Annotated in this window: 12 protein-coding genes; 5 read left to right on the forward strand and 7 right to left on the reverse strand. The window is 38.3% G+C overall.

Going from position 1 to position 17,545, the window contains the following annotated elements:
* Positions 1 to 15: 15 nt before the first annotated feature.
* From CTY47_RS01945 to CTY47_RS01965, 5 genes are all read right to left on the reverse strand, one after another.
* Complete coding sequence (locus CTY47_RS01945; RefSeq protein ID WP_099463170.1) at positions 16 to 1,011, reverse strand: AAA family ATPase; 996 nt, start codon at positions 1,009 to 1,011, stop codon at positions 16 to 18.
* Entirely contained in the window at positions 1,011 to 1,337 is a 327-nt protein-coding gene (locus tag CTY47_RS17215; protein ID WP_233202071.1) for a hypothetical protein, read from the reverse strand. Before CTY47_RS17215 ends, CTY47_RS01945 begins: the two co-directional genes overlap by 1 nt.
* A gap of 1 nt (position 1,338) precedes the next feature.
* Positions 1,339 to 1,638 carry a helix-turn-helix domain-containing protein gene (locus CTY47_RS01955; RefSeq protein ID WP_099464036.1) on the reverse strand — a complete coding sequence of 100 codons (300 nt, stop codon included), beginning with the start codon at positions 1,636 to 1,638 and terminating at the stop codon, positions 1,339 to 1,341.
* Between the two features lie 147 nt (positions 1,639 to 1,785).
* Positions 1,786 to 2,523, reverse strand: coding sequence for a hypothetical protein (locus CTY47_RS01960; RefSeq protein ID WP_143813317.1), 738 nt, complete (start codon positions 2,521 to 2,523; stop codon positions 1,786 to 1,788).
* A 12-nt stretch (positions 2,524 to 2,535) separates the two neighbouring features.
* Positions 2,536 to 3,861, reverse strand: coding sequence for a tyrosine-type recombinase/integrase (locus CTY47_RS01965; protein WP_099463172.1), 1,326 nt, complete (start codon positions 3,859 to 3,861; stop codon positions 2,536 to 2,538).
* A 399-nt stretch (positions 3,862 to 4,260) separates the two neighbouring features.
* Between CTY47_RS01965 and CTY47_RS01970 the strand changes: the two genes are divergently transcribed.
* From CTY47_RS01970 to CTY47_RS01990, 5 genes are all read left to right on the forward strand, one after another.
* The gene (locus CTY47_RS01970; protein WP_099463173.1) at positions 4,261 to 4,914 is read left to right on the forward strand and encodes an RNA polymerase sigma factor; all 654 of its coding nucleotides are present in this window, start codon (positions 4,261 to 4,263) and stop codon (positions 4,912 to 4,914) included.
* A gap of 61 nt (positions 4,915 to 4,975) precedes the next feature.
* Positions 4,976 to 6,076: a FecR family protein gene (locus tag CTY47_RS01975; RefSeq protein WP_099463174.1), complete on the forward strand. Its 1,101-nt coding sequence runs from the start codon at positions 4,976 to 4,978 to the stop codon at positions 6,074 to 6,076.
* 134 nt (positions 6,077 to 6,210) lie between these two features.
* Positions 6,211 to 9,606 carry a TonB-dependent receptor gene (locus tag CTY47_RS01980; protein WP_099463175.1) on the forward strand — a complete coding sequence of 1,132 codons (3,396 nt, stop codon included), beginning with the start codon at positions 6,211 to 6,213 and terminating at the stop codon, positions 9,604 to 9,606.
* Positions 9,607 to 9,624: 18 nt separating this feature from the next.
* Positions 9,625 to 11,097 (forward strand): RagB/SusD family nutrient uptake outer membrane protein, encoded by a 1,473-nt coding sequence (locus tag CTY47_RS01985; protein ID WP_099463176.1) that lies wholly within the window; start codon positions 9,625 to 9,627, stop codon positions 11,095 to 11,097.
* Between the two features lie 3 nt (positions 11,098 to 11,100).
* Complete coding sequence (locus tag CTY47_RS01990) at positions 11,101 to 11,913, forward strand: glycerophosphodiester phosphodiesterase (RefSeq protein ID WP_099463177.1); 813 nt, start codon at positions 11,101 to 11,103, stop codon at positions 11,911 to 11,913.
* A 128-nt stretch (positions 11,914 to 12,041) separates the two neighbouring features.
* Here the strand turns inward: CTY47_RS01990 and CTY47_RS01995 are convergent, their stop codons facing one another.
* Both CTY47_RS01995 and CTY47_RS02000 read right to left on the reverse strand, forming a co-directional pair.
* Entirely contained in the window at positions 12,042 to 14,594 is a 2,553-nt protein-coding gene (locus tag CTY47_RS01995) for a DUF5686 and carboxypeptidase-like regulatory domain-containing protein (RefSeq protein ID WP_099463178.1), read from the reverse strand.
* A gap of 113 nt (positions 14,595 to 14,707) precedes the next feature.
* Positions 14,708 to 17,545: a bifunctional fucokinase/fucose-1-phosphate guanylyltransferase gene (locus CTY47_RS02000; RefSeq protein ID WP_099463179.1), complete on the reverse strand. Its 2,838-nt coding sequence runs from the start codon at positions 17,543 to 17,545 to the stop codon at positions 14,708 to 14,710.

Raw genomic sequence — 17,545 nt, forward strand, 5'->3', positions numbered from 1 at the left:
TTGCAATTTACAATATCAACCCGATACACTCTTTTTAATAATCCTCTGGATCTTACCAAGTGATACACCTAACTCACTTGCCGCATTTCGGTAACTCACCCCTTGAGATATTAACTCTTTAGCTTTCTCTGCCAGTTGGGATATATCCTTATCGGTTTGTTCCTTCAGGTGTTCTTTCTCTGCCGCATATCCGATATTCACAAACTGTAAGAACGTTCCTGCCTTTTCAATGGCAGACACTATCACGTTGTCGGCATCATAGGTATAGTTACCATACCTTACCTTTAGCTGTTTGATATACCGAACATTGTTATCTTTTGCGCTCTTACCAATAGCAAAGACACTATCAAAGAAGTTATAGAGCTTCTTACTTCCAGCAAGGTCGTTTTGCGTTATTGGATTAGATAAGCACCGTTTAGGGGTGTGAGCCAGTATAAACATTGATAAACCGTATTTCCTTTTCAGAGCCATAAGCCGAAACATAAGTGTACCTGCTGCATCTCCTTTCTCAGAAGCAATACACAGATAAGTAAGATTATCAATGATAAGCACCTTTGCACCCGTTTGTATGGCTGTTTGTTCAATATTCCCTATAACGGCTTCCTCAAAGTTGGTAGCGTCTAAAGAATCCCGGTTTATTTCGACCCTATACAGATTATCCGGGAATTGGTACAGACTTCCTGCCTCATCGCTATATCGTAGTTGAAATTGCTTATCTGATAACTCAAAGTCAAAGTATAAAGCCCTTTGCCGTTCCGCTATACTTGTCGCAATCTGTACGGCATAGATAGACTTACCCAAATTAGAATCAGAGAACAAACAGCATACCTCACCCTCATACCATAACGATAACCAAAGCGCATCCGGGTTCGGTCTTAGTGCCGCCTCCTTTATAGTTCGGTTGGCGGTCTTAACTGTAAACATCCCTATCTGCTCCGGTATCTCTGCCGCCAGTTGATCGGCTTTTTGCAGTTCTGCACCTATGGCTCGAATGTAGTTAAAGCCTCCCATTATTCACCCTCCCCAAATAGTTTTAATTGCCGGTTATCAACTTGACGGAATAACTCTTTATCTGTTGTATAATATCCAGCCGCAAACTTCGTGTGCTCGTCCTCTTTCTTGTAAAGAAGCTGGATCAGTCCTTTATCTTCCATGTTAGCCACGTAACGGCAGATATTAGCTCTCAGTATTCCGGTTTCCAAGGATACATCTAGCATCGTCTTTGGCCGTTCCTTAAAAGACTGATAAACAATTTGGTATTGTAGCCGAAACTCATTATCTTTGCCCTTATCATTAGGGAGATTGGCGGCTTCGGTCGCCCTTTTTCTTGTTCCCATGTTATCCCCTCCGATATTTAAATACTACTTGCTCTTTCACAGCTCGATCTATAGCGTCCGCATCATACAGTATTCTACTTCCAATTCGTTTAGACTCAATAATCCCCTCTTTAGTAAGCCTTGCCAAAGTAGGTAATGTTACATGTATTTTATCGGCTGTTTCTTGCCGGGTATAATACCTCAGTTCTCTCTTTTCTGTAGCTACAAGTACCTTCTCTGATACCTTATCTACGATAACATCTATAATAGGAGCAAAAAAGCTCATTATGACAGATTGTTGTATTGAATTTAAATTATTCATCTTTCCTATTCTTTTTAGATTGATAAAGAAAGATTCGTTGTGCACCGCAAATCTTTTATGCAAAGGAAAAGGTAAACAAAAGGGACTAAAAAAGATTATAATCTTTAATAGTCCCACGGCAACAAAAAGTGCAGCATATTTTTTTCGTTACATTCTTATATTCAATTTATTAACATTACTTTTTCGTATACTTTCCTTTATTTTATCTGATGAAAAAAAATTATCAAAGGCTATGTTGCCGCCAGCAACTGCACCGTATATTTCTATTTTCACCTTAGTATCTAGCCACGAAGTTATATTGCAAAAATTTAATTGAAGGAGATTGTATATTTTAGTGTAGCATAAATTATCCTCATAGCCTAATTCTTTCAGGAATAAGTATAGGGGTCTAAGTTCATCTCGAAAATCTGCAAAATAAGAACTGCGTAACCCACCCTTATCTTGCATATCACATAAAGGATAATGTTCAATAAGATCCTTACAGATATCATTTATACTATTGATTAGCATTCCCAAAAATTCACGATTGGTTATTCTAATGGGTTTATGTTTTCCCCCGTAATTAATGCTAATGTGTTTAATAGACTTACCCGCATTTAATATATCCTCAGCTTGCCCTACTGCTTTGTAGCCTCCATGTTCAGCTTCTGTTTCGTATATCATTTGTATTATTCCATGAATCCTAATGTCATAGTAAATTAAGAATTTTACTAATGATATTTGTATACTTAAGTCATAACTATCAATCAAATTATAGGGCTCATGGCCATAAATACGATTTGCCACATTTGACATATTTATATCATGTCTGGAAGGGAAAAAATGTAATTCATCCTGCATGTCGGATGAATCATTAGGGATGTAACACACATAATCGTCAAACATTGTCATTTTTCTTTATTTGGCTACTTTCAATTTTGTGAAATAATTCTCTTTTGCTGCTAACATACTTTTTTCCAACTCATCTAGTTTAAGATACGTTCTCAATTGTTGCTCACTGCTATGACCTGTAATTGCCATAATAGAACTTAAAGAAGCACCAGCCTTATACATATTAGTCGCAAGACTTCTACGGCAAGTATGAGTTTTCAAAAGGTCGCAAAAACGTTTCTTTGCTACATACTCCATTGCTCCCCGTTGTTCATTCAATTCTACCATCTCCGTCCAACCTAATGCCTCGCCGATCTCTTTGATATGATCGTTTATCTTTTGATCGTAAACTTTTGGCAAAGATCCGTCATACTTGTTCAAGATAGCTTCTACCCGAGAGTCCTGGGGGATATACACAATGTTCCTTGTCTTTTCCTGCTTTAGTTTAATATAACGGTTCCCATCAGTAAGAGTAACGACCATCTTTGCATTGATACGCTTATAATCGCTTACACGCTGTCCGGTCAGGCAGCCTACTACAAACACATCTTTTACTTTCTCCCATGCCGGACGATTAGATAAATCATACTCGTAAAGCTCCTGTATGCGTTCTTCTGTCAAATAAACATTATCAACATCTTTGTAAATAACATCAAACGCAGATCGAACGTTACCGGCATCCATTAACTTTAATTGCTCAGCTGCGTAACAGATCGTTTTGCAAATCTTTACCATTCTGGCAATAGTATTGGGGGAATATTCTTTGTCGGTCAAGAATAACCGGAAATCATTGTAGAACTCTATTGTTAGATCACCAAAATCAATAACTCTTAGCCTTACTTCCTGATATGCTTTAAACTGCGAATGGAAGCCCTTATAACTTTTTACTGTTCCAGGTGATACGTTAGTAGTACCGCCTTTTTTCTTACGCTTTCCTGTTTCGCACTCATGGATGAATTGAACAATGAAGTCATTGAAGTTTCTAGCCTGTTCTTCTTCCAATGCTTTCGCCTCGGCTTCTGCACGTTCCTTTTCAGCTGCGATCTGTTCTGCATACACTATTTCATGAATGCGCTCTTTAGCCATGTCGGAAGTAATAGCCACACCATTCTTTATAAGAGCATCAAGCATAGAAAAAATAGCATCAAGTTTAAGAACAAGGTCTTTGCCTTTACCATTCCTGAACGCTGTTAATGCTTTTGCACCAGTCAAAGACTTATTCCATTCCTTGATATCAACTTCTAGCCCAGTAGACACCCGAATGTTTATCTTTGGCACTCTGTTTTGTATGCGAGCGTATAAGGTTGCATATCCTTCGCTTTTATCGGTTCTTAGAATGAATGTAGCTGCCATATCTTTTACTGTTTAAATTGGTACTATAAATATAGAGGTTCTTTTTAATTTGGTACTACATTGGTACTACAATCTTTTATCTTATTTTATTTCTTTTTCTTTATCAAATAAAACAATATACTAATTTTCAAATAGATATGCGTTTAATCTTTTATTAAAGATATAAGCAAAATAAAGAAGTAGAGGTTCGCCAGGAACCTCTTCCTCAAAAAAGGATTAGAAAGAAAATTTCTAATCCTTTTTCTATTTTAATAAAATTACCTATCTTGTCGCCGCTATTAAAATGAAAGAGGTACAAATCAAAATATATGATTAAAAACCACATATTCCATTTGTAATTATTTTGAAATATATTTGAAAAAACAACATTATACTTTTGTCCTCATTAATTGTAGCAAAATGAAAAGATCTTCCGATGAAGCAATATGGGAGTTGTGCCTCAAAGGAGATAAAAGAGCTTTCGAAGAATTATATAAGCGATTTTATCCTCTTTTATATAATTATGGCTGTAAATTTTCTGCAGACAAAGATTTGATACGTGATTGTATACAGAATCTTTTTGTCCGTCTGATTCAAAACCACCGTACATTATCGAAAACAGCATTAGTTAAAGGTTACTTATTAAAAGCATTCAGAAATCATCTTTATGACATGCTTAAAGCTCAAAGTGAGCAAAAGGAAATGTTCCCTTGTATTGATGAAATACTCACATTTGAAAGCGAATTGGTTCTATCAGCCACAGATAAATCTGCTTCACTCAAATACGCGATTATAAAACTCGCTTTCATGGAGCTTCCATTACGTCAACAGGAAATACTTTATCTCTTTTATGTTGCAGAAGTTAGTCATGCTGATATATCTTCCGCTTTCGATATCAATTACCAATCCAGTAAAAATCTACTATATCGCTCTCTCATTAAATTTCGCGAATTATATTTTCTGAAATGGAAAGAGGCGCAGATACATGGAAGTAAAGTAATTTCCATCATCCATACACCAAAAATCAAAGATATTGTAAACTGGCTAAACCCCAAATTTGCAAAAGAATGTTAACCATCCGCTTTTAACGAGTACCTTTTTCAAAACACCTCGTATTAATGAAAAAGATTGACGAGTGAACAAGAAAAAGAGCACATATAACAATTTATTTATCCATAAATCACAACAGTTTCTGTCACTTATTAAACAGACTGAAAAGATAAATAAAAAGGAAATAGACAACTCCTGGAAGGAGGTAGAAAGACAACTTTATGCAAAAACCTCTTCCCAGAAAAAAAGTACATTTACACGCACAATTTTATGGATATCATACTCAGCCACAGCAATCGTATGTATCTTTCTTTCTTTGAATATTTACAATAACCACTTCAAAAACAATCATACTTTATCGGCCCAACTACTGGATAATATGACAACTATCGAATGCATAGACGATATTTGTCTGATGACTCCTCAAACGCACATAAAGCTAAAAGACAAATCCATACTTCATTATAGTACGGATGGTTCTTTAACAATTCCCCGGGAACAGATCAAAGACTCAATACATGATGATATTCACCATAGTAAAATACAATTAAACCAAATAATAGTCCCTAAAGGAAAACGTACGGAAATCATATTTTCCGATGGAACCAAAGCTTATATAAACGCAGGAAGCCGAGTTATATACCCCCGGATATTCGACAAAAACAAACGGGAAATAGTGATAGAAGGAGAAGTCTATTTAGAGGTAGCGCCCAATCCCAAATCTCCGTTTATTGTCAAATCATCCAATTTCGACATAAAAGTACTGGGAACAGCTTTTAATGTATCTGCCTACAAGGAGGATAAAGCCGGATCTGTCGTACTGGTACATGGTAAAGTGGAAATAGAAACCACCCAGAAAGAAAAAATAGTACTTCAACCGGATCAATTGGCATATATCACACCAGAAAAAACGACTACACAAAATGTCAATGTACTTAAATATACAAGTTGGAAAGACAATTTACTGTTTCTGGACTCTGACAAAACAAGCGATGTCTTAAATCAATTATCCCGTTTTTATGGTGTCAACATAAATTATGCTACAGAAGTAGCTGATATTCCTATTTCGGGAAAACTCGATTTACGAAAAGACATAGAAGGTGTACTGAAAAACATAGAAGAATCTCTTTCATTAGAATGTAAAGGGAATAAAGAAACTGGTTTTTATTTATTCGTCGGGAAATAACATATTAATTACTAAAAACAAATGCCTATTGAAGAAAAAAGAAAAACAAAAAAAGACCGGATAATATTGGTCGTATTATCCGATCCTATGAATTCCCTAAAAAGTTACACATTAAAGAATTAGAAAACAAAGGTATGAAAAAAAGAAAACAGGTTAGTCTAAAAAAGACTAATTATCTAAAATGTATCTGTTTATGTACGACGGTGGCATCGTTTTCTATATTGCCGCTACACGGATACTCTGTATCACAGGAGAAATTTGAGTTAACAGAGAACCTGCAAAACATGTCTCTGAAAGATGTTTTTTCTTATATTGAACAAGAAAGCGGATATGTAGTTCTCTACCACAGCGACAAAATCAACATGAACCAAAAAGTTCATGTTAATCTGGAAAACAAACCTGTAGAAAAAATAGTGGAAGAAGCACTCAAAAACACAGGTATTACCTACATTATTAATAACAGGCAAATTGTTCTCCGTAAAGAAAAAGAGACTCAGTTTTCTTTAAAAAGCACTCCCACAACTTCACCTCAGCAGAAAAATATCCTTATCAAAGGAAATATAAAAGATATTGCCGGAGATCCGCTTATCGGAGTCAATATTCTGGTTAAAGAAACGAGTATAGGAGCTATCAGTGACATCGACGGAAATTTCGAACTTGAAGTTCCTCAAGGTTGTACTATTATAGCTTCATATATTGGATATATAAACCAGGAAATCAAAGTCAACAACCAGAAAACTATCCAAATCATTATGCAAGATGATTTGAAAAAATTAGAGGAAATTGTTGTTGTCGGTTATGGAGTTCAACAAAAACGTGATGTTACAGGCTCTATTGCAGCCATAAAAGGAGATGACCTTAAAAATTTACCCGTAGCACAATTGACAAATGCATTGCAAGGATTGGCATCAGGTATAGATATCGTATCTGACGGTGGCTCTCCCGGTGCGGAACCGACCATACGCGTCCGCGGAACAGGCAGTATGAATGCCTCTAATCCTCTTGTAGTAGTAGACGGAGTTCCTTCGGGTAAAATATCGGATATAAATCCGAATGACATCGAAACAATAGAAATCTTGAAAGATGCCTCTTCCTCTGCAATCTACGGAACGCGTGCAGCAAACGGAGTAGTTATCATCACAACAAAGAGGGGAAACAAAGAAACAAGAACAAACGTAGAAATCAATGCTTTTGCAGGTATAGCCAATGTTAGCAAAACATTAGACCTGTTGACTGCTCCTGATTTGGTGATGTTAAAAAAAGAACGCTATGCCAACGATAACATTCCAGTAAATACATTTTGGGAAAATCCTTACTACGGAGTTCAACGCACAAATTGGCAAGATGAGTTATTTGACCAGGGAAGTGTTTATAATGCGGATGTACGTTTAACCGGAGGCAATCAAAAATCAAACTTCATGTCCAGTATCGGATACTACAAAGAAAAAGGTATTATCACGAACTCAGATTTTGAACGTATATCTTTCCGCTTGAACTCAGACCACCAGATTACAGACCGGTTTAAAGTAGGACAAAGTGTGCAATATACCTACCGTAAATGGTATAATCCCAGTACGGCTTCTGTCTATAATGGAGTAGTATGGCAAGCTCTCCGGTTCAACCCGGCAATTCCATGCCGTATTGACGACGAACACTGGGGATCTGCTGTAGAGAATAATGAATTAGGAGATATAAACAATCCCGTATATGAGATATCTACAGAAAGGCATGAAAAAACCAACCACGGTTTACTGGCAGCCTTAACTCTGGATTTCAAAATCATAGATGATCTTGTTTTAAAAGGAAACGCAGCTTTCGATGGTACCATATATAATTACAAAGATTTTTTTCCACAAGTCACCGAACAGATGCGTAAAAGAAATGATGCCGAATTGCAGCAAGGATATCAAAACAGGTATTCATTTCTGGGCGAAGTATATCTTTCTTACCAAAAGAAGATACAAGAAAAACATAATATGAATATTATGGCCGGTTTCTCTGCCCAAAAAAACAAAGGTGATTTTTTTAACGCAACAAAGAAAAGTTTTGCAGACGAAAGCGATGATCAACTGGTTATGGATAACGGTTCCGTAATGGGAGCCATAAACGGAAATTATTATCCGGAGTCCTCCCTGGCCTCTTTCTTCGGACGCGGTTTTTATTCATTCAACAACAGATATTTATTGACATTGACATTCCGCGCCGATGGATCATCTAAATTTGCGCCGGGACAGCAATGGGGTTACTTCCCTGCATTTTCACTGGGTTGGAGACTTTCTGAAGAATCTTTCCTGAAAGATGTCAACTTTATTGATAACCTGAAATTAATCGGGGGTTGGGGATTACTGGGAAATCAAGACGTAGCAGACTTGCAGTACCTTACCATCATGAAAAAGAACATTGATTACGGCAACAAATACACGTTCGGTGCGGAACAAGTAGGCGGTGCTAAAATCAACAGCTTATCCAATCCTTTAATAACCTGGGAAAAGACAGGTATGACAAATATAGGAATAGACGGAACCTTTTTCGATCAGAAATTAACAGCTTCCGTGACATGGTTTGATAAGAAAACAGTAGATATGCTGGTCCCGACCGTAGCTATCGGAACACTGGGACGCGCCACCATACCTGACAGTAACATCGGAGAAATGAGAAACAGGGGATGGGAAATTGAAGCAGGTTTTAGACAAGAGCTTTCTAATGGTTTTATGTACGACTTAAGTATGAATCTTTCTTTTGTAAAAAACAAAATTTTAAAGTTATACGGCAACAACAACTATATCGGTTCCGTTTCTTACGGACGCCAAGCTCAGGAAATATCACGCAGCTATGAAGGTAAACCCATCGCATCTTTTTATGGTTGGAAAACAGATGGTCTTTATCAAAACATGCAAGAGATACAAAACGACCCAAACATACAGAACGATCCTCAGAAAGGTAATATCACTCCGGGTGATGTCCGGTTTGTTGATATCAACAACGATGGTGTCATTGATGAAAAAGACCGTACATATCTGGGAGATCCGAATCCGAATACAATCCTAGGATTCCAGGCCAAGTTCGGATATAAAGGATTTGATTTATCATTAAACTTCATAGGCAGCTTCGGAGCCGAACTGTATAATGCAGACCGGATGCAAGGTCTGGATCCGAGTTATTCTTACAATATGTATGCAGAAGCATTGGGCAGATGGCACGGAGAAGGAACCAGCAATTCCATTCCTAAGATGTCAACACAACGGACTAACCTGAATCATCGTACTTCAGATTTGTTCATTGAAAAAGGAGATTATCTGAAACTAAAAACAGCCACATTAGGATACAATATTCCTAAACGGTTGACCCAACATCTCAGAATCAACGCCCTTCGTTTATACGTAACGGCAGAAAACCTGTTCACAATCACTCCGTACACAGGTTATTCTCCCGAAATCGGCTACACGGATGGCAACAAGCAAAGAGGTGTTGACTATGCTCAATACCCTGCCAGCCGAAAATTCATCCTGGGATTGAAAGTTAATTTCTAATTTAAAACAATTACAGATATGAAACGAATAAATTTATATATAATAGCATGCCTTCTTACAGGGTATATGCTAACATCCTGTGAGAATTTCCTGTCTTCCGATCCCAAAGGTATCTATACAGAGGGAAATTACTTCAAAAACGAACAAGCTGTAGTGGATGCAGTTACCGGATTATATGGTATTTTAATAGTAGAAGACTTTGTTGCGCATGGAGACTATACATGGGATATCTGTTCTGACGATATGTTCCGGGCAGGCGACCATGCCGAAGACGAAGCTATAGAAACATTTACATTCGATACGGGAAATGCCCAGCTAAAAGCAGGTTGGAAATGGAAATATGAATTGATCTCGAGAGCCAACAATATATTAATTCATGTTCCGTCTATGAATAATATTTCGGAATCCATAAAAAACCGCAGTCTGGGCGAAACATATTTCTTCAGGGCTTTCGCTTATTGGTGGCTTTATCTTCCGTATGGAGAAATACCTTTAATACTGGAGGATGACGTCAAAACGGCTAATTACAACAAGCCAAAAGCAAATATCGACGAAGTGCTTTCGCAAATAGAAAAAGACCTGAAAAAAGCAGCCGAATTGTTAGATGAAACGGCTTCTCCCGGAAGGATCAGCAAAGGGACAGCTTATGCTTACCTGACCCAGTTATACATGCATTGGTCTAGCTATAGCGGCAAAGAGAACCTGCTAAATGAGGCAATCTCTGCCGGAGAAAAGGTAATAAATAATGCCAACTATAAATTAGCAACAGATTATCAGGCCAATTTCAGGCAAAAATCCACACCTACTACAGAGATGTTATTATACGTAGCCTCTTCATCTACCTGGCGTAACACATCCACTATTTATTATTTTTCTCCCCGTGATTTGGGAGGCTGGAATTTTTTCCACCCACTTCCCAACTTATATGAAGCTTTCGGCAACGACCCGCGAAGAATCATGACCATGTGGGCTGCCGGAGACAAGATTCAAATAGGCAGTAAATTGCAGGATTATGATGCAAGCAAATCCGAAACAGGATATCATTTCAATAAATATACTACCTTTACAAACGACGGTAAGCTCAATTTCGACTTGCTGATCCCTTTAATGCGTACATCCGATATTTACCTATTAGTGGCAGAAGCCAAAATTAGAAAATCGGGCACAGGGGCCGGCGACACAGAAATAAATACCGTGAGAGCACGTGTCGGCTTGCCTGCTATCAAGAACGCAGGAAAAGACGAATTAATAAAAGAACGGCGTCTGGAACTGGCGGGAGAAAACCGAAGACATTTTGACCTGGTTCGCTGGGATCGTATCAATTGGATAGATTTAGAGAAACTTTATGCCGATCCGTCGTCATCCAACACCACAGATATAGGCCGTAAGAATTTCAAAAGACCTAAGAATTACTTTTTCCCGTTACCACAGGAAGAAATAGATAAAGGCTCCGGTATTTTGATTCAAAACAATAATTACACAAATCTATAAATTATGAAGACTTACTTAATTCTAATCATCGGTTTACTCTCTGTTTTTATTTCAGAAGTAAACGGTTCCAACATTGACAGGAAATACCGGTTGATTGCCCATCGCGGCGGTGTTACAGAAAACGGTCTCTATCCTGAAAACAGTATTGGCGCTCTTGATGAAGCCATAAAACGAGGCTACACTGGAGTAGAAATTGATGTAAGACAAAGCAAAGACGGTAAACTATTCCTTTATCACAACCGGACATTCGAACAAGATTACGACTCGAAAGCAACCGGTTCGGAACTTACCTGGGCTGAAATACAAGCGCTTCGTCCACTAAAAAGGAAAACCAATACAATTGTTTCAATGGAAGATTATTGCAATCATTGTAAAGGCAAAATAGAAGAACTGATGATCGATATAAAAATAGACAAACCCAGTCTCGAATTTTATCAGGAATTAGAGCGGATACTCAGTCAGACCGGTTATCTGAAGTCTTCTTACTTTATTGGCCATGGCAACTATTTCAAAGGGAAAAGTTACATAACAATGCTGATTAGGGAAAAAGACGAATTCTTTAAAGCCGACGGCGAAAAAACAAAAGATTATTACTTTCTGTTTGCAGGCATTGACGAACTGAATTCGCGAATCATCCAATGGTGCAAAAAGAACAACATTAAAATAATGGCTTGCGTTAATCGTCCATACAGGGTAGCAATGAATAACGACAATCTGCTGGATGCAAAAAAAGACATTGAATGGTTACAAAAATGGGGAGTAGTCGACTACCAGATTGATACAGACTATGACCTGTTCTTCAGGGAAGACGACTAAACACCGTGTTTGAATTTACATGTATCGAAAGATTTCATCGTAATGATTTTTATAACTCATAGTTATGATTTTGAAAAGTCATAACTATGAGTTCGTTTTTTTGCAAATCGGGATATACACAATTGACATCAGAATGTTAAATGCATACTGAACCGGACGCCACGTGTTTGAATGCCGGGATGATCTTTATAATTCAGACGCCAGACATAATCCAGGCGCAAAAATTTAAAAATATTCTCCACCCCTACTCCTACTTCCATATAAGGAGCCTTACCCATCGCATAAGAACCAGCCGGGAATAAATAAAGCCCTTCACCTCCATTTGCCGGATTATTCTTTTCAGTCAGGTTACCATATAATCCGCGAAACGAAAATACTTCACGCCACTTCAATTTTTTTATCAAAGGCAAACGGTTTAACAGAGCCCCGTTCATGAAGTAAGTCACATCCCATGATGCATATTCATCATTCAAAAACTCCATCGCATTCATACAAGTGTACGATTCGGGTTGTACCGTATACGAAAGGTTGGCATTCGGAATTATCAACAAAGGATAAGGAACCTTATTCCAGACCTTACCGGCCTTGCAAATAATGTCCGTATATCCGAATGCAGAGAACCAGAAACGTTTTTGAATTCCCACATCCGTACGGTTATAAGTATATGAAGATCCCAAAGCACCTTTAAGTGCCGTTATATGATTTACAGTAAACACCGGAGCATCCAACGTTATAGGATAACGATAATTCCGGGTTTGATAAAACTTTTCGTTCGGTGCAAATCTGAACTTAAACTCTAATTCTGTCATAGAATACGACTTCACCGGCGAAATCTCCTGATTTGCCCCAATACGATCAAACACGGCATACTCCGTAGCATATTCTTTCCTGTTTCTTAACACTGCACCATATGCCAAACCGTTGTAATGTTCACGATAATAAGTCAGTTCCGCCTTACGCAAATACGTAGCGCGGGTATCTTTCTGACGCTTCCATGCCAAAAAGATATTATCCTGATTCGTGTACATATACTGCTGCCCCAACTGATTGATATCATAACTATATTCAGCTCGTATGGAATGTACCGGAAATTCCTTTCGATATTCTTTCTTATCAATAAAAGAATATTCTGCAATGGCATCGTATTTGATTTTTTCATCCTTTGTTCCGTAAGCCACGTAACCATCAAGGAAAAGCCTTTTGCTAAAAGCTGTAGTAGTTGTTCCTCCCACACGAAAACGTGCTCCTTCAATTGCATTACCACTGATAGTGGTATTCATAGGTCCGAACTCGAACTTGCTCTTCAGGGGATCTTTATTTGTTGCAATATACCCCGATACCAATATGGAAACAACCTTCTCCGTTATATAGAAAATAGGGACGGAACGTAATTTAGCCATTAAAGCTTCCACCGTATTTTGTTTACGACGGCCAGCCTCCAACGGCCTGTTATTATCCCAAAAATCCTCTGGTTGGCTGAATGCTTCTTTCACTGTAATAACTGGAGCACTTTGTTGAAAAACAGATTGATCTTCCGGAGGGGCAAAAGACTGATTAGAATATATATTGAGCCTGCGGGCATACATACCTTTTGACTTTTGGGACAATTTGAAATCTACATTTATATCATCTTTCGTGATAATGCGGGTACCATCCTCCGCCCTATCAAAAGTTTGTTCTATAGTCATACCACCGACAAAGTTCAGATTTATATCTTTCGGTACATTCAGCTTAACCCTCTTGACAAAATAGGTGGAATCAAGAGTAATATACAAATGTCCCGTAAAACCGAATGTTTCCGAAGTAAAAGGGACAAAACCCAGATCAACACATCTACGATTGTCTATTTCCAACGTATCGAGCAAATAATACTTATAAAAATTAGGCCCCATTGTAGACAACGGGCTTACAAAACGATTCAAAAATAAAGGGATATCATTCTGAAAAATATTTACTTCACGAAAAACCTCATCCAAAAACTGTTGAATACCGTCACGCGAAAATATTTCATCAACACCCGCAGATTTTGAACCTTTAATCAACCGCTTCTCACTTTTCGGATCTTTCCTGAAATAAACCGTTGACACTTTTTCTTTTTCCGAAACCGGCAAAATTGTCGTTCCGATATCTAATGTATCGATATAATCTACCAGGAAATCAAATTTACGGACTTTGCCATCCTGCCTTTTGGGTTTGGGCTGGAAGTCGTTCATGGCAAATACCATTTTTTCGTATTGGTCATACTGGAAATAATCATGATTACGGGGATCATTGCTTTCGCGCCTTTCTATCGCATTTTTGACGAAAGTAACAGCAGGGTTTTCTTTCTTGCTATACTTTTCTTTCTTAGGCTTTATTATAACCTCGGAAAGCGCAATAGAAACAGGAACTAATTGTACTTTAAACGTATTTGTTTTTCCCGGAATTACTTTTAATGTCTTTTCCGCATAACCCAAATACGAAACCTGAAGATTCCGGGTTTTGGATGACGTAGAAAATGAAAACTGTCCATCCAGATTTGTCGTTGTCCCAATAGTAGTACCTTCAAGCAATACCGAAACATACGGTAAAGCCTCCCCCGTAATAGAATCGGTAACAACTCCTCTTATTACAGTGTTTTGCCCATTAGCCGTCCAGGCAATCAGCATAAAAAATATCCAACAAATAAACCTTTTCACCATCACAACCAATATACCACATTAAAAACTCCGCAAAAGTATAACACCTTTCGGGATCCAAAATGTTCCAAATTACGTAGATAATATTCCAATTAGCTACAAACAAGTCTAAAACCTTAAGAACGGCTTATTTGCAATCCTTTATCCGATAAATTCATTTCCACAAACCGGGCATTCGGATTCTGAGGGGAAGCTGTTAATATTTTACGAATCTGAAGAGCAGCTTCCGGGCTCTTTGCTACCATATATAAATAGCCTCCTCCCCCTGCACCCGGCAACTTATATCCCCACGTAAAGTCTTTAATCCGGTTAATAATCTGCTCCACAACCTGAGGATTAGTTCCTGAATCTAATGCTTTATTTTGTTCCCAGGTTTTACCCACTAATGTTCCATAAGTTTCAAAATCGCCACACTGTATTGCCTCATACATATCAAGAGCATGTTCCTTCATCTCCGAAAGCAAAGTCAGATGTGAATTGCTATTCAGGAACATTCCCCTTACAATTTCGGCTAATATATCCTTCGCCGTACGAGTTATACCTGTATAATACAACAAATGGCAGGCTTGATATTCAGGATCGGTAAACAAATATTCCGGCAACCACCTAACCAGAGGAGCCTGACTAAATCCTTCGCCGGTCTGGAGTAATTTCAGACCATGAAGTATGCCTCCATACTGATCTTGCCATCCGCCGCCGGTAGTCAATAATTGTTCCAGAATAAGAGTACGGTTGCCTATTTCATTTTTATCCCAGGCCAAGCCACAAAAATCGGATATTGCTCCCAATACCGTAGCTGCAAGAATAGAACTGGTTCCTAAACCCGAACCGGCAGGAATAGCCGCCAATAATGTAACTTCCAAGCCACAACCAAAGTTTTTCAATTGTTCTTCTAGCGAAGAATAATTTTCCAAGGCAAATTCAGGTACGAATCCAGCCAAAGCCAAAGCTGCTTTAGGTATGGAAAATGGAGAACCTACCTTATTATAGTTTCTGAGTTCATCCCAGGAAGTTATACATTCCATTGCCCCCAGGTCTATCGACCGTAAAATAATTTTATATTCATTCGATGGTTTTACATAAACCTGTAAAGGAGGTTGGCCATTTAATTCGATCGCCACATTTACCACGTTACCACCCGAGTACATACAAAAAGGAGGCGTATCTGTCCAACCTCCGGCCAAGTCTATTCGCACAGGGCTTCTACCCCAAACAATCTGATCGCGATATACATTAAGATGAGGATACTGTTTATCATCCGCAATAGATCCAATCAAACCATCACGTAATAAAGAAAAAGCATATTGTTGTTCGCTTGCAAAGTCTTTTCCCTGCAATTGTAATACACGCGCTCTAAACATCCGATCGTGTATTCTTTTCATCAATGAAGCATCTTCCGGAAGTTGTTCCGGAAGATCTATATTGTTATTTACGAACTCCGCTGCGGCATCTGCCAGATCTAATTGATAAAAAACACTTTTCTCATGATTGGCCGCAAGCATTGGCCAATCTTTTTTTCTGAAAAATTCGCGTTGCTCTACCAAACGAAGCAAATTTGCTTTATCGGATAACTCATTGGCCGACATTTTTAGTGCAGACTTCCAAAGTTCTTTTCCCTCTGCCAATTCAGGTTCAGATATCATCCATCGCAAAAGAATACCTAAATCATCGACCGATTTACATATAGGGAATATACGGGCATTCTGGATATCATTACAAACAGGCAATTGTATTGCACGTTTCAAAGCCCATTCAATGACAGATTGCCCCATAAACGAAGTAGTACTATCTAGTAAACCGCCTTTGAACGCATCATTAAAGCCATAAGGACGGGCAACAAAATCTTTATCATTTACAGGAACCACATCCACACATGCACTCTCCGGCAGATTTAATGCCCAATTGTTAACAGGCACACCCGTAATTATGTGTTTACTATTTAACGTCCAATATTGACCTATACAACTATTTTCCACCCATAATTCAGAATTACCAACCGTCAATTTCTGATGAATTTCTGCATTCTGAACAAACATAGCCGGATGCGGTTTCACTTTACGTTGCATAATAGCCCGTTGGTCACGTACCAAGTTCTGCACAGCCAAAGTAGAAGAAATCAATTCACGGCTGGTTCCATAATGATAAAACTCACCTCCGGGTAAAGGTAATATGGCAACTGTCAATTTATTTAGTTCAGAATCTTTTATTTTAGGATTCTCACCAAGAGCTAAACCAAATTCAGAATAAAGATCATAGGTTTTCATCATGCCGTCACTCTGCTCATAAGAACGTTCCATCAGCAATTCAACAGCACGGTCGCTCAACAGCCAAATACCAATATCCATCAAAAACAGATGCGTTGCAGCCAACTCTCCTAATTCTTCCAAAGAAGGTTTTTGCAACATAAAGCCCAGTTCATCCGGAGATTTCCGGCTGGACACAAAAACACCATGGTTTGTCGCTAATGCAGGTTCAACCCATAATCCGTAACAAACTACGTCTGCTTCAGGTATTTCCTGTAAAGGCTGACTATTCCGGATATAAACATCACCGCTTGCAATTAATGTATGCAAAGACTCCGGAGCCTTTTGCATGATTTTCTCATATAAAGGCAATTGCAACGACAGCAAATTTTGAGATAATTTTTGCCCCCGTGCCCAACGAAAAACAGGAATCGGAGTTAACACTTTTCCCGACGGAGCATAACCGGGCAAACGCCGGCTTTGTCCTCCGGCATGAAGTAATATTCTTTTATCTGCAGATAACCATTCGGAAAAAGGCATCTCCTTCGCTTCGCTTTTATGGCACGACTCTAATAACCAAGTTGTTCCTCCCCCTGAACCTAAACGTGCACCGACAGGATCGGAAGTACAAAACCATTCATTCGCATTAACTTTTTCTATTTTATGAAAGCAATCCACCAAATTAGGAGGCAAGGATAATAATTTTTTCAT

Origin of the sequence: Parabacteroides provencensis (assembly GCF_900232875.1) — a bacterium.
Taxonomy (GTDB): Bacteria; Bacteroidota; Bacteroidia; order Bacteroidales; family Tannerellaceae; genus Parabacteroides; species Parabacteroides chinchillae.

Bases quoted from the DNA above. Each gene is read 5' to 3' on its own strand.
- CTY47_RS01945 (WP_099463170.1), bottom strand. From the start codon at position 1,011: ATGGGAGGCTTTAACTACATTCGAGCCATAGGTGCAGAACTGCAAAAA.
- CTY47_RS17215 (WP_233202071.1), bottom strand. From the start codon at position 1,337: ATGGGAACAAGAAAAAGGGCGACCGAAGCCGCCAATCTCCCTAATGAT.
- CTY47_RS01955 (WP_099464036.1), bottom strand. From the start codon at position 1,638: ATGAATAATTTAAATTCAATACAACAATCTGTCATAATGAGCTTTTTT.
- CTY47_RS01960 (WP_143813317.1), bottom strand. From the start codon at position 2,523: ATGTTTGACGATTATGTGTGTTACATCCCTAATGATTCATCCGACATG.
- CTY47_RS01965 (WP_099463172.1), bottom strand. From the start codon at position 3,861: ATGGCAGCTACATTCATTCTAAGAACCGATAAAAGCGAAGGATATGCA.
- CTY47_RS01970 (WP_099463173.1), top strand. From the start codon at position 4,261: ATGAAAAGATCTTCCGATGAAGCAATATGGGAGTTGTGCCTCAAAGGA.
- CTY47_RS01980 (WP_099463175.1), top strand. From the start codon at position 6,211: ATGAAAAAAAGAAAACAGGTTAGTCTAAAAAAGACTAATTATCTAAAA.
- CTY47_RS01985 (WP_099463176.1), top strand. From the start codon at position 9,625: ATGAAACGAATAAATTTATATATAATAGCATGCCTTCTTACAGGGTAT.
- CTY47_RS01990 (WP_099463177.1), top strand. From the start codon at position 11,101: ATGAAGACTTACTTAATTCTAATCATCGGTTTACTCTCTGTTTTTATT.
- CTY47_RS01995 (WP_099463178.1), bottom strand. From the start codon at position 14,594: ATGGTGAAAAGGTTTATTTGTTGGATATTTTTTATGCTGATTGCCTGG.
- CTY47_RS02000 (WP_099463179.1), bottom strand. From the start codon at position 17,545: ATGAAAAAATTATTATCCTTGCCTCCTAATTTGGTGGATTGCTTTCAT.